Source organism: Nonomuraea sp. 10N515B (assembly GCF_052245915.1).
In the GTDB taxonomy this organism is placed as follows: domain Bacteria; phylum Actinomycetota; class Actinomycetes; order Streptosporangiales; family Streptosporangiaceae; genus Nonomuraea.
Map to the genome: position 1 here is coordinate 424316 of NZ_JBQQBQ010000003.1, position 14080 is coordinate 438395.

A 14080-nucleotide genomic window follows, 5' to 3' on the forward strand; every position below is an offset into this window, starting at 1 on the left:
GAAAGGATCAGTTATCCCTTCCAGCATGCTCTCGTGATGAAGCCGGGATTTTGCACTTTCTGTGATTGTCTCGGTGAAAGCGGGCAGTGCCTGGGATGAACGGTCATCGTAGGGCAAGGTTGGGAGCATGCCGATGAGGACAGAGCTCGACCGCCTGGCGGGCGGGGCGCACCATGATCCGCACTCCGTGCTGGGAGCGCACCCCGTCGCGGGCGGGGTGGTCTTCCGCGCGCTGCGCCCACTCGCCGAGCGGGTCAGGGTGGTGCTGGAGGACGGTACGGCCCACGACATGAAACACCAGGCCCACGGGGTGTTCGAGGTCACGGTCCCCGGCCTGGACAAGGTGCCCGACTACACACTCAGCGTCAAATACGCCGGCGCCGAGCCGCGTACGTTCCGGGACCCGTACCGGCACTGGCCCACGCTGGGCGAGGTGGACCTGCATCTCATCGGCGAGGGGCGGCACGAGCGGCTGTGGGAGGCGCTCGGCGCACGGGTGATGAAGCATGAGGACGTCGAGGGCGCCGCGTTCGCCGTCTGGGCGCCGAACGCGCGCGGCATCAGGGTCGTCGGCGACTTCAACCATTGGGACGGCACCGCTTACCCGATGCGGTCGCTGGGCCGGTCAGGGGTGTGGGAGCTGTTCATCCCCGAGCTGGCGGCGGGCGAGCGATACAAATACCAGATCCTCGGCGCGGACGGCATTTGGCGGGACAAGGCCGACCCGATGGCCAGGCGGACCGAGGTGCCGCCGATGACGGCCTCCGTGGTGGACAAGTCGTCCTACAGCTGGGACGACGAGGCGTGGATGGCGAACCGGCCGGACAAGGACTCCCAGGCCGAGCCGATGAGCGTCTACGAGGTGCACCTGGGGTCGTGGCGGCCCGGGCTGACGTACGTGGAGCTGGCCGACCAGCTGTCGGAGTACGTCGCCGACATGGGGTTCACGCACGTGGAGCTGCTGCCGGTGGCCGAGCACCCGTTCGGCGGGTCGTGGGGCTACCAGGTGACGTCCTACTACGCGCCGACGGCCAGGTTCGGCACCCCCGACGAGTTCCGCCACTTCGTGGACCGCATGCACCAGCGGGGCATCGGCGTGCTGCTGGACTGGGTGCCGGCGCACTTCCCGATGGACGACTGGGCGCTGGCGCGCTTCGACGGCACGCCGCTGTACGAGCACGCCGACCCGGGCAGGGGCGAGCACCCGGACTGGGGCACGTACGTCTTCGACTTCGGCCGCAGGGAAGTGCGTAACTTCCTGGTCGCCAACGCGCTCTATTGGCTCAAGGAGTTCCACATCGACGGGCTGCGGGTGGACGCGGTGGCGTCGATGCTCTACCTGGACTACTCGCGCCGCGAGGGCGAGTGGACGCCGAACGTCTACGGCGGCAGGGAAAACCTGGACGCGGTCGACTTCCTCAAGGAGATGAACGCCGTCTGCTACCGGGAGACGCCCGGCATCTCGACCGTGGCGGAGGAGTCGACGGCCTGGCCGGGGGTGTCGCGGCCGGTGCACCTGGGCGGGCTCGGGTTCGGGTTCAAGTGGAACATGGGCTGGATGCACGACACGCTCGAATACCTGCGCCATGAGCCGATCTTCCGCCAGTATCACCACCACCAGATGACGTTCTCGCTGCTGTACGCGTACTCCGAGAACTACGTGCTGCCGCTGTCGCACGACGAGGTCGTGCACGGCAAGGGCTCGCTGCTCGGCAAGATGCCCGGCGACGAGTGGCAGCGCTTCGCGCAGCTGCGGGCGCTGCTGGCGTTCATGTGGGCGCATCCGGGCAAGCAGCTGCTGTTCATGGGCGGTGAGTTCGGCCAGGGCTCGGAGTGGTCGGAGGAGCGTGGGCTGGACTGGTGGGTGCTGGAGTTCGACGGGCACCAGGGCGTGCAGCGGCTGGTCCGGGACCTGAACCGGATCTACAAGGAGACTCCGGCGCTCTGGCAGCAGGACTCCTCGCCGGACGGGTTCCGGTGGATCGACGCCGACGACGCTTCCGGGAACACGTTCTCGTTCGTCCGCTACGCGAACGACGGGTCGGCGGCGGCGTGCGTGGTGAACTTCAGCGGCGCGCCGCACGAGAACTACCGGCTCGGGCTCCCGTACGCGGGGCGGTGGGAGGAGGCGGTCAACACCGACGCCTACGCCTACTGGGGCAGCGGCGTGGGCAACATGGGGTCGGTCGAGGCGGCCGTGGAGGCCTACCACGGGCTGCCATACTCCACCACGCTGCGGGTGCCGCCGATGGGCGCGGTGTGGCTCACGCACGAGGGCACGCGCTGAACGTCCGCTGAAAGTTCGGTGGGAAACCGGGCCCGGGGCCTGTGCCTGCCGGGCAAATCGCCATAAACTCCGAGATCATCCCCCTCGGAGGAAGAACGCGTGCGACTTCGCCATCTGATCGTGTGCTCGACCGTGCTGGCCGTGCTCCCGTTAGCGGGTCCGGCCTACGCAGACGACCCGACACCGACACCGACTCCCGCGCCCAGCAGCACCATCGCTCAGGACAAGGTCGAGGATGGCTTAGCCGCCGACGGCGGCCCCGAGCGGGCCATCGTCGAGCTGACCGAGCCCGCCCAGAACGAGCCCGTGGCGAGCCAGGCGGCGGCCGAGAGCGTGGACGTGCTGCTGCGGCCGCAGAACCAGTCGTTCATGGTCGTCGAGGGCACCGCGGAGGAGCTGGCCAAGCTGGCCGAGGACCCGCGGGTCACCTCGATCCACCGGGACAGGACGTACACGCCTGCCGACGTCTCCCCCAACCTCAAGCTGATCGGCGCCGACCAGGCGCACGCCAAGGGCTTCACCGGGACCGGCCAGGCCGTGGCCGTGCTGGACACCGGCATCGACCGCGACCATCCGTGGTTCGGCAACCGGATCGTGGCCGAGGCGTGCTTCTCCGCCGTGGAGAGCGGCGTGGAGTCGCTGTGCCCGAACGGGCAGCCGGAGCAGATCGGGGCCGGCGCGGCCGACGCCATGACGGCGAAGTGCCTGGCGGGCGGCGTCAACCTGTGCGATCACGGCACCCACGTCGCGGGCATCGCGGCCGGCACGGGAGGCGTGGCGCCAGGCGCCGGAATCGTGGCGGTCCAGGTGTTCAGCCGGGTCAACGACGAGGACGTCTGCGGCGAGCCGTCGTGCCTGCTGGCGTTCGAGTCGTCGCTGCGGCTGGCCATGGACTACGTGGCCGGGCTGACCCAGCCGGTCGCCGCGGTGAACCTGAGCCTGGGCGGCATGGTGTCGGAGACCGAGTGCGACGCCAGCGAAGAGGGCGCGATCTTCAAGCCGAAGATCGACGCGCTGCTGGCCAAGGGCACCGCGACCGTGGTGGCCGCGGGGAACGAGTTCTTCGAAGGGGCGTCGTACCCGGCCTGCATCACCTCGGCGGTGGCCGTCGGGGCGAACGACGGAAGCGACGCCATCGCGGACTTCTCCAACCGCGGTGCGCTGGTGGACCTGTTCGCGCCGGGTGTGGACATCGAGTCGTCGGTGCCGGACAACGTGACGACCGTCTACAGCGGCACGTCGATGGCCACGCCGCACGTGGCCGGCGCGCTGGCGCTGATGAAGCAGGCGGCGCCGCAGACGGCGATGCCCGACCTGATCAACACGTTGAAGACGACCGGCCGGCCGTACGTGTACCAGGCCAACGGCACGCAGGTCACCACGCCGCGCCTGGACCTGGCGGCGGCGCTGGCCGGCGCGACGACGCAGCCGCCCATCACGCAGACCCCGGTCGCTCCGCCGGAGCCCGGCCCCACGGAGAGCGGCCCGAGCCCTGAGCCTTCCGACGACAATCCCTCGGACGCCCCGTCGGACGAGCCCTCGGATGAGCCTTCGTCGTCCACCTCGCCGGTCCCGCTGCCGACCGTCACGGTCACGGTGACCGTCACGCCGACGCCGGCCACCACGGCGGCGGTGTGCACGCGCGGCACGGCCGCCACGAAGATGCCGGCCAAGACCTGGGCCGTGGAGATCCACCGCAGCAGCGGCACGATCCCCGACGCCACGCTCACCTGCTACCTGAAGCTGATCAGCAAGTCGAGCAAGGTGTTCCCCGAGCTGACGAAGGCGTCGTCGCTGGGCAAGGCGTACCGGGTGCTGAAGAACACCAAGACCGGTAAGAGCAAGCTCGAGAGCGCGCTGCTGACGGCCTGGCTGAACTGGGCGCACGGCACGAACGGCACCACGACGCTGACCGCGGCGGAGAAGGTGCGGCTGAGCAGCAAGCCGTCCGCGGCGGCGCTGAAGAAGGCGACGAAGGACATCCTCAAAACCGTCAAGTAGCTCACTGTCAGAGAAGGCCGGTCAGTCTTGACCGGCCTTCTCTTTTGCCTCATCAACGTAAAAACACCTCCAACGCTTATCTCCGGCACATAGGTCACCGACATCACAGTTGTCGCAGGTGGGGATGTATGTGGCTGTACGCAAGCCGGGAGCCGGAAGAGCTTCACGGCTCCAGCCTCAGCCACGTCACAGCCGTCCTCGGAGGAAACAGTGAGGCTACGGTCCTTGCTCGCCCGCACCACCGCGCTGGCCGCCATATCCGCCGTGCTCTGCACGGCCCCGGCACTCCACGCCGACACCACCGACACCACCGACACCGCTGGAACACCCAGCACGCCCAGCGCGCCGGGCTCGGCCGACACGGGCACGCCAGGCGCGCCGAGATCCGGCAACTCGCGCCTCACACCCGGCAAGGCCGACATGACCGGCCCGGCCATCAGCCCCGCGCTCGTCGAAGAGATCGAGTCGGGGGCCAGAGTCCGCTCCATCATCCAGGTCAAACCGGGCCAGAGCGTGGACGCCGTCGCCGGCGACATCGAACAGACCTCCCAAGGCAGCCGGGTCCTGCAGTCGGCGAAATCGCCGAACTTCTTCGTCGCCAAAGTGGACCAGCCGACGCTCGCCAAGCTCCAGAAGGACGTCCGCGTCCAGGCGGTCTACAAGGACGAGCTCCACTCGCCCGCCCTCGACACCAGCACCGTCGTGATCCGCTCGAACCGGGCGAACACCGCAGGCTGGACCGGCAGGGGCACGGCGATCGCCGTCCTCGACACGGGAATCGACCGCGACCACGGTTTCTTCACCAGCCGGCTGGTGGACGAGGCGTGCTTCTCCTCATCCGACGCCGGCGACCGCACGGTCTCCCTTTGCCCGAACAACCAGCCCAGCCAGACCGGCCCCGGCGCGGCGGACGCCGAGACCGCGCAGTGCATGGTCAGCGGGAGGAGCATCTGCGACCACGGCTCCCACGTGGCCGGCATCGCGGCGGGCAGGATGGCCTCCGGCGCCCCGGCCAACGGGGTCGCCCCCGCGGCCGGCATCCTGGCGATCCAGGTCTTCAGCCGGGTGGACAACCCCCAGCTCTGCGGGGGCGGCAGGAGAATGTCGCCGTGCCTCCTGAGCTACACCTCCGATCAGAAGCTGGCGCTCGAGTACGTCGCCAGGGTGGTCAGGACGCACAACATCGCGGCGGTGAACATGAGCCTGGGCGGCGGCGGCCCGTACACCACGGCGTGTGACGGCAACCCGAGCGCCGCCGCGGTCAAGCCGGACTTCGACACCCTGGTGGGGCTCGGGGTGGCGCCAGTAGTGGCGGCGGGCAACAACGGCTCCGCGAACGGCGTCAGCGCCCCCGCCTGCATCTCCACCGCCGTCGCGGTAGGCGCGACCGACGACGCCGACGGCCTGGCCTCGTTCACCAACCGGGGGCCGCTGCTCGACCTGTTGGCGCCGGGCGTGCGCGTCCGCTCGGCGGTGCCCAGCGGGACGTACCGGGAGGCGAGCGGCACGTCGATGTCCGCGCCACACGTGGCGGGCACGTTCGCGCTGCTGAAGCAGGCCTTCCCCGGCAACTCGGTCGCGCAGAACCTGCAGCGGCTGCAGGCGACAGGAAGGGCGATCCAGTACAACGCCGGGGGCATCTCGGCGACCACGTCGCGGATCGACGCCGAGCGCGCCACCGCCGGCGGACGCGCCGCCGCGTGAATGTGCAGGGCCGGAGCCGGTCGGCGATTCCGGCCCTCCCGCATCCCGGGAAAAGACGCGCCCAGAACAAGAACCGATAACGGAACCCACAGTCCCGCTGACACCAACAGTCCGATTACTACACTTCGGTGGGATAAATGCCCCCTGACCCCCGGAGGAGCAGTTGAGGCTCCCGTCTCTGCTGGCCGGCGCGATCGTGTTAGCCGCAACCTCGGCAACACTCGTCGCCGCACCCGCGTTCGCCGACCCCGAATCCAAGATCGACCCTGAGATCACGGCGACCGGCGAGCACCGCGCCATCGTTCACGTGCAGCAGCCCGCCCAGGTCGGCTCCGTGCAAGCCAGCGCAGAGCAGGTCAAGCAGGGCAAGAAGAACGTCGCCGCGGAACCGCCCTCCGAGGTCGCCGGCAAGCTGGACTTCTTCGTCTACCGCGGCACCCGCGCCGAACTCGAGAAGATCGCCGAGCAGTCCGACGTCGTCTCCATCCGCAAGGACAAGCTCAACGAGCCCACGCTGGTGCAGAGCATCCCGCTGATCGGCGCCGACAAGGCGCACAAGCAGGGCTTCACGGGCAAGGGCACCGCCGTCGCCATCCTCGACACGGGCATCGACCAGGACCACCCCGCCTTCGGCGGCCGCATCGCGGCCCAGGCCTGCTTCTCAGCCACCGACCCCGTCGACGGCTCCAAGCCGCTGTGCCCGAACGGCAGCCAGTTCCAGATCGGCGACGGCGCGGCGAACGCCGAGACCGACGCGTGCATGACGGGGGCGCCGCAGCCGCAGTACGGCCTGTGCTACCACGGCACGCACGTGGCGGGCATCGCGGCAGGCCAGGCCACGAGCGGCTTCGCGGCCAACGGCGTCGCCCCGAAGGCCACGATCATCCCGATCCAGGTCTTCAGCCGCTTCGACAACTCGCCGTACTGCGCGGGCCGCCCCGTGTGCGTCCTGGCGTACGACTCCTCGATCCTGACTGGCATGGCCTACGCCGACACGCTGGCCGACCAGCACAACCTGGCCTCGGTGAACCTGAGCCTGGGCGGCGGCAAGTACGACACCGCCTGCGACACGGGCGACGGCGTGGACTTCAAGGCCGAAGTGGACAAGCTCCTGGCCAAGGGCGTGGCCACGGTGGTGGCCTCGGGCAACAACGGCTACGACGCGGCGGTGTCCTGGCCGGCGTGCGTCTCCAACACGGTCGCGGTAGGCGCCACGGACAAGCAGGACGCCGTGGCCGCCTTCTCCAACCGCGGCCCGCTCCTGGACGTCTTCGCCCCGGGCGTGGCCATCACGGCGGCGATCGTGGACGACTCGTACGCGGCCCTGAACGGCACCTCGATGGCGACCCCGCACGTCACGGGCGCCTTCGCCCTGCTGCACCAGAAGTACCGCCGCGCAGGAGTGGACCAACTCCTGGAGGCCCTGAAGAGCACAGGCAAGCCGATCACGTACTCAAGCGCAGGCATTGAGGTGGCAACCCCCAGGATCAACGTCTACGCCGCACTCCGCAGCCGCCTCTGACCAACGAACGCACGGGGTGGGTTGCCCGCGCGCACCCACGCCGTACCCAGTTACGTGCTTGCCTGACGGAACACCGCCCCGAGCGGACCTCGCTCCGCTCGGGCAGTTCCTCCTGGGGCAGGCTTGCCGGCGCACATGGTCTTCGCAAGGGGGCGCTTCGCGCCATTAGATCCAGATCCGCCCTTCGGGCGTGCTCGCATGGATTCACGTGTCAGAGCAAAGGCGCTCTTATTCAGGCGCCTCCGGCGCACTCTCCGCGTCATCAAGCCCACTCCCGGAGTTCGCCAGCCCATGGATCACTTTGCCTGGCTGAGCCCCATGCCCGTAGTGGGTCGAATCTCAGGCGCTAGGCAGCTCCCAGGAGGGCCCACCAGGCGCGCCTACGGTCTACTCGGCACCACCAGCTACAGCACGGGCCAGATGACCTACGACCTGCGGCGGTTGCGACTCAACGGCCTGATCCGCCGGCTACCCCGCTCCAACCGCTACGTCCTGACCGACGACGGCGTCCGCATCGCCGTCTTCTACACCAAGATCTACAACCGGTTACTCGTCCCGCTCACCGCCGCCGATCAACCCCAAGCGCCACCCGAACTCCGAGCGGCGCTCAAGACCATCACCCGGCATGTCGACGACTACGCCGCCCAAGCTCGACTTCCCCGGGCGTCGTGAAACTTGACACAAACCTACAGAAACCAGCGACCAAAGATCGCTAGAGATGACCCGTCACCAGGCTCATGCGGAATGGATGACGACGGTGGGGCCGCGGTCGTCCAACCCGTCATTGACCTCGACGACAAATCACCACTGTGGGTACTGCACGTAGGCGGAGTATCCCCAGGCCTCTGTCACTCGTTCGACGAGGATCTTGACTGGCTTCTCATCCTGCTCTGCTGGGCGCACGGAACGTATTCGGTTTACGAATTAATCCACTGCTCCAGAAACTCATCGGCTTCACGTTGTGTGACTACTTTACTGGCAGGTGCAGGATCGAAACTGTCCACTATTTGCCTGCGACTGACAGGTCGCCCCATCCGGACAAGATAGCAGGCCTGGCCGTCGCTCATCTGGCGTGCCATCGTGCTGACGAAGGCGTTTTTTCGATATCTGTTGATGAGGAGTAGAAGGTTGCGCTGCTCTAGCCGTGTCCGCATCATCTGCAAGGCTTCTTCGAAGTCTTCCTTGGCCTGTACGGCCAGCACGGTTTCGTCGCCTCTCTTTATTTCGATCTCATACAGAGAGTGATCCTCATCATGTCTAGATACAATTGTGCAGGCCTCTTTAACCCCTGTGGCGGTGTCCAACAGCTTGGGTGTCCGATGGATCCTCAGCATCCATTTGAGATATCTCATTGTGACTTTTATGAAGGGCAATCGGATTTCCCCGATCGATTCAGAGGGATTTGGGGTTGGGGGTGATGCGGCACCCTGGCAGCTGATGCCGCATCACTTTTCACTACTTAACGTAGTTTGGATTAGGGATCCAGGTGCGCTGACCCTGGCGATTAACGCGCCAGGCTCCAACGATATCACTGGGTTCGATGCGGGTCCACCAGTACTCGTGTTCAGCCTTAAGGTGCCGGTATTTCTTGTCTAACTTGTCGTACTGGACCTTGAATCCTCCTCCTGTATTGCGGATCTTATAAATGAGCACTTCTCCGTTCCCTTTGCCCTTGTTGGCGTTCCCGATTGCGAAACCGATCGACACGTCCCGATCTGTAGAAGTCGCGATTAGGCCGTGGTTGCCGGTCTTGCTGTACAGGTGATCTTCGAGAGGCATATTCGGATCACGTGCCGTAAAGCCGTTGTTGAAGATGTCGTCGGCCGACCGGCTATCACCCCTATAGAGGAATGGAACATCGTCGCTCTTCTTGACTGCGCTGACTATCGCGGCACCTGCCCGAGCAGCGTTTTTGAGGAGCGATGACAGCTTCATAGTGAGGATGCTGATCGCAGATTCCGCGCATGCGTCCCGATTCCCGCGGGCGCATCTCTTGTATTCCCCAATGAGGACGTCTTCGACAACCTCGACGGTGCGGTCGCGGGTCGTCTCGATCCAGGCATTCACGAGGTCTGGATCGGACTGAGCGACGGAACTCGCTGTGACTTTCGTCTTGTCGTTCTCGTTCAGATTGCTTATATGCGTTTTGAAGGCGATCTCAGAAACATCACCCGGGCTAGCGGTCTTAGAATCGGCCTTCTGCTGGAGCGTCGGCGCACACTCCATCCGTCCGGAGCCGTCACCACAGCCGTCGGGCCGGTGGCCGTCGAGTTCGATGCCGCTGATGGGATTGCCGCCGAGGAAGGCGTAGCGGTTGGCGGTCCAGGGGTCGAGGCCGAGGGAGAGGTCGTCGAGTGCGCCGTTGTAGGTGTCGAGGTTGAGGAAGCGGTTGAGGTTGGGGTTGTAGTCGCGGAACCCCATGTCGTACATGCCGGTGGAGTTGTCCCAGCGCTTGGCGTTGAAGCGGTAGGGGTTGTACTCCTCTTTGGCGGTGGGGTCGACGGGGTCTGGTTTGTCGACGCCGGTGAAGAGTTTGTCGTCGTTCTTGCCGTAGGCGGTGTAGCCGTAGGTGGCCCGGGTGTCGCCGGTCTCGCTGGTGATCTGCTCGACGTCGGTGTGGGCGTTGTAGCCGTAGTAGGAGGATTCCTCGGTGTTGTCGGCCTTGACCTTGACCTGTGACAGCCGCTCGCCCCACGGGCTGTATTGGAAGGACTTGGTGAGCTTGCCGGCCACCTCCTCGTCCAAGACCTCGGCGGAGAGGCCGAGGTAGGAGTAGGTGGTGGTTTTGGCGTTGGCGGTGCCTTCCTTCTCGGTCTTGGACGATGTCCTGTCGAGCGGGTCGTAGGTGTAGCTGGTGACCGTGTTGGTGACGCCGTCGGTGCCGAGCTTTTCGTGCTTGGTGACGTGGTCGAAGCCGTCGTAGGTGTACTTCTCCAGCGTCTTGCCGGCGGACTGGATGGTGCGCAGCCGGCCGTAGGGGTCGTAGGTGTAGGTCGAGGTCTGGCCATTGGTGACCGAGGTCATCAGGCGGTTGCGGTCGTAGGTGAAGGTGGTCTTCTTGCCGAGCACCTCCTCCTCCCAGACGTTGCTGTTGGCGTCGTGGGAGTAGGTCTCAGTCTCGACTGGGCCGCCGCCGGTCGGGGTTTTGACGGTTTTGGCGATGCGGTCGCGGGGGTCGTAGGTGTAGGCGTAGGTGTTGTCCAGGTAGGCGCCGGGGTTGTCGGCGTTCTGGATCTTGGCGTGGTCGCTTGAACGGTGCAGGTTGCCCTGGTAGCCGATGGTGTGCTCGGAGACGACGGTGGCGTTGGGCTTCTTCTCGAGGGAGTGGCGCAGGACGCCGGACAGGAAGTAGTCGTAGGTGACGGTGTTGCCGTTGGCCTTGGTCTCCGTCGCCCGTTCGGCGCGCGGGGTGTAGGTGTAGCGGGTGGTCTTCGGCGCAGTGTCGGTGGCCGACTTCTTGTTGACGACCTCGTTGACCAGGTCGCGGACGTCGTAGCCGTAGGTGGCGATGGTCTTGTCGTGGGTGCGGGTGGTGACGGCGCTGTTTTCGTTGTAGGCGTAGCTGGTGGTGTTCTTCAGCGCGCCGTTGAGGAACTCCTTGATCGTGTCGATCTGGTTGAGGTTGGTGTAGGCGACGTCCCACACGTCGATCTTCGCGGTGGGGGACCTGTCCTCGATCTTCGTGAGGTTGGCGTTGGGGTCGTAGGTGTAGGTGAAGTCCTTCTTCTCGGTGTCCGTCTCGCCGGTGTTGTCGCGGACCAGCTTGACCGCATCCGCCGCCACCGTGCCGTTCGCGGCATCGGTGAGGATGACGCTGTGGGCGGTGCCGGCGGTGAAGGTGTAGCTGCCCAGCTCGACCCAGGTGCCGGCATTCTGGGTCTGGTCGACGGTGACGCCGGCCTCGCCGCCCTGGTGCTTGACGCTGTATCTGGCGTTGGTGGCCGTGGCGCCGGTTGGGTACTGCACCTGAACCTTGTAGGTGCCGTCGGTGGGGGTGGTCAGGTTCCAGGTGAACGACGACTGCCCGGTCCCCGCCGGGGCGGTGGCGTAGTCGTAGCCGACGAACCCGGTGGCCGCCTCCGTCTGGGGACCGACGATGTTCGAGGCCGAGCTGCCGCCCGAACCTGATGTCCAGGTGCCGGTGGTGGCGACTTGGCCGGTGTCGGAGTTGTCGTTCATGACGACGTCGAGGCCGAGCGGGACACCGTTGTCGGAGTGGGTCTTGAGTTTGCCGTCGGGGTAGTAGTCCCAGTCCAGGGCACGCTGGGAGGAGCCGCCCGCGCTGGTGACGGTGCGGTTGGTCTGCAGGCCGAGTTCGTTGTAGTCGTAGGTGGCCTTGATGTCCCATGGGTCGGTGGTGGTCTTGGACCAGCCGTTGTCCCAGTAGGTCATCGTCGATACGTTGCGGATGGTCTGCCCGTGCGAGGGCGGGTGGGAGATCGTCTTCAGCCGGGAGACCGGGTCGTAGGAGTACAAGACGCTGTCGGGCTTGTTGTAGACCGGGTCGGACCGGTCGTAGGGGTAGATCTCCTCGATCGGGCGGTTGAGCTTGTCGTATTTTGTTTCGGCGACGAAGTCGACCAGGTCGCCGCCGCGTTCCACCCCGCGCGGGGTGATGGTCTTGGTCTTGTTGCCGACCTCGTCGTAGGTGAACTGGGTGGTGACGTACTTGATGACGCCGCCGGTCTCCGAATGCGGCACCTTGGTTTCGGTGACGTCGCCGCGTGCGTTGTAGGCGGTGATCGTCTTGTTGTTGTCCTGGTCGGTCTGGCCGACGACGAGCCCGTCCAGGTCATACTCGGTGGACGTCTCGAAGCCCGCGGCGTCCTTGACGGTCTTGACGCGGTGGTTGAGGTCGTAGGTGTAGAACGCGGTGTAGTCGGCGCTGTCGGTGGTGGCGTTCTTGCGCGGGTCGATGACCTTGATGGTGTTGCCGACGTTGTCGTACTCGTAGGAGATCTTGTTCTGGCGGTTGCCGTTGGCGACGTCGGCGTTGAGGACGTCGGTCAGCTGGTAGATCGGGTCGTAGGTGTAGGTGGTGGTGAAGTCGGCCGCGTTTGCGCCGGTCAGGTGGCCCTTGGGCTCGGTCTGGGTCTTGAGGTTGCCGGCCAGGTCCCAGGTGAAGGTGGCCTTGCGCTCGGGCCCCGTCTCGGTGTCCTTGGGCAGCACCGACTCGAGCAGCTGGTCGGCCTTGTCGTAGGTGGCGGTGGCGACGGCGCCGTTGGGGGCGGTGGTTTTCGTGATGTTGTCGTTGCGGTCGTAGACCGGGGCCGGGGTGGTGATGAACACCGGTGGGGAGGCGTCTTGGTCCTTGGGGACCTTGGACTCCAGCGGACGTTTGAAGATGTCGTAGGTCTGGCTGGTGGTCTTGCCCAGCGCGTCGGTCACCGACAGCACGTTGCCGCGCACGTCGTAGCCGGTGGTGGTGACGTTGCTGTCGGCGTCGGTGATCTTCTCCGGGAAGCCCGAGGCGTGGTAGTCGGTGAACGTGGTGGGGTTGTCTCTGGCGTCGATGACCTTGGCCAGCTGGCCGACGGGGTCGTAGTCGTAGAAGGTGGTGTAGTCCGTCGCGTCCGGCGTCGGGACGCCGAGCGGGTCGGTGACCGTCTTCAGGTTGCCGTTGGCGTCATAGCCGAAGGCCCAGGAGCGGCCCTCCGGGCTGGTCTTGGTCTTCAGGTCGGCGACGTAGCCGCCCAGGCCGCGGTAGTAGTCCAGCACCGTCGCCTTGGTGACCTCGGCGTTGTTGGCCTCGGCGTCGGTGATCGTCAGCGGGTAGCCGGTCTTCTGGTCATACGTCCAGCTGGTGACCGCCTCGTTGGGCTGCCCGCTGGCCTCGATCAGGTCGGTGACGTTGTGATCGGGCTCCCACACCAGCCGGGTGGTCTCCTGCTTGGCGTTGATGATCTTCTCGGGGCGGCCCAAGGCGTCCAGCTCGTACTTCGTGGCGTGCTGGAGCGGGTCGGTGACGGTGGCATGGATCCTCGCCTCGCCCGGGCCGTCGGGGTCGACGTAGTCGAAGTGGGTGATGCCGTTCTCGCGGTCGGTGAGGGTTTCGAGCTCCCACTTGTCCTTGGGGTCGTTCGTCGCCTCGTAGTAGGCCAGCTTGGTGCTGTTGCCCCGCGGGTCGGTGACGTTGACGAGTTTGACGTTCTTGGTGCCCTGGGTGGCGTCGTAGGTGAAGCCGAACGTCTTCGCGCCATCGTCGCCCGCGCCGTCGACCATCTTGGCCATCAGGCCCTTGTCGGTGTAGGTGAAGGTGACCGTGCGGCCGGCGATGTCGGTGATCGACTCGACGTTGTCGATGATGTGCGGGTTGGTCAGCTTCGTGTCACTGACTTCCTGGCCGGCGTCGTTGACGTAGGTGTAGTCCTGGCCCTTCTTGTAGTAGTCGAAGGTCAGCGTCTGGCGGCCGGCGGCGTCGGTGATGTACTGCAGGAACTTGGTGGGCTTGTTGTTGGAGTGGCGGCGCTCGTAGGTGAACGCCATGGTGTTGCCGTTCTTGTCGACGATCGCGGACTGGAAGCCCTCCTCGTCGAAGAAGAACTGGGTGCGGTCCGGCTTGGTGA

Annotated in this window: 7 protein-coding genes; 5 read left to right on the forward strand and 2 right to left on the reverse strand. The window is 66.1% G+C overall.

The genetic code is table 11. The features are described 5' to 3' along the window. Positions 1-133: 133 nt before the first annotated feature. From glgB to ACTWQA_RS06515, 5 genes are all read left to right on the forward strand, one after another. Entirely contained in the window at positions 134-2287 is a 2154-nt protein-coding gene (glgB, locus tag ACTWQA_RS06495; RefSeq protein WP_443158359.1) for a 1,4-alpha-glucan branching protein GlgB, read from the forward strand. 99 nt (positions 2288-2386) lie between these two features. Next, on the forward strand, positions 2387-4288 hold the full coding sequence (locus ACTWQA_RS06500) for a S8 family peptidase (protein WP_443158346.1): 1902 nt from the start codon (positions 2387-2389) through the stop codon (positions 4286-4288). Positions 4289-4498: 210 nt separating this feature from the next. Beyond that, a complete protein-coding gene (locus tag ACTWQA_RS06505) occupies positions 4499-5992 on the forward strand; it encodes a S8 family peptidase (RefSeq protein WP_443158347.1) in 1494 nt (497 codons plus the stop codon). A 163-nt stretch (positions 5993-6155) separates the two neighbouring features. Beyond that, the gene (locus tag ACTWQA_RS06510) at positions 6156-7514 is read left to right on the forward strand and encodes a S8 family peptidase (protein WP_443158348.1); all 1359 of its coding nucleotides are present in this window, start codon (positions 6156-6158) and stop codon (positions 7512-7514) included. A gap of 420 nt (positions 7515-7934) precedes the next feature. Next, on the forward strand, positions 7935-8186 hold the full coding sequence (locus ACTWQA_RS06515; RefSeq protein WP_443158349.1) for a hypothetical protein: 252 nt from the start codon (positions 7935-7937) through the stop codon (positions 8184-8186). A gap of 245 nt (positions 8187-8431) precedes the next feature. Here ACTWQA_RS06515 and ACTWQA_RS06520 read toward each other — a convergent pair whose 3' ends face one another. Further along, positions 8432-8866 (reverse strand): hypothetical protein, encoded by a 435-nt coding sequence (locus ACTWQA_RS06520; protein WP_443158350.1) that lies wholly within the window; start codon positions 8864-8866, stop codon positions 8432-8434. Between the two features lie 103 nt (positions 8867-8969). Next, a partial coding sequence (locus ACTWQA_RS06525; protein ID WP_443158351.1) for a golvesin C-terminal-like domain-containing protein occupies positions 8970-14080 on the reverse strand: 5111 nt, incomplete at its 5' end.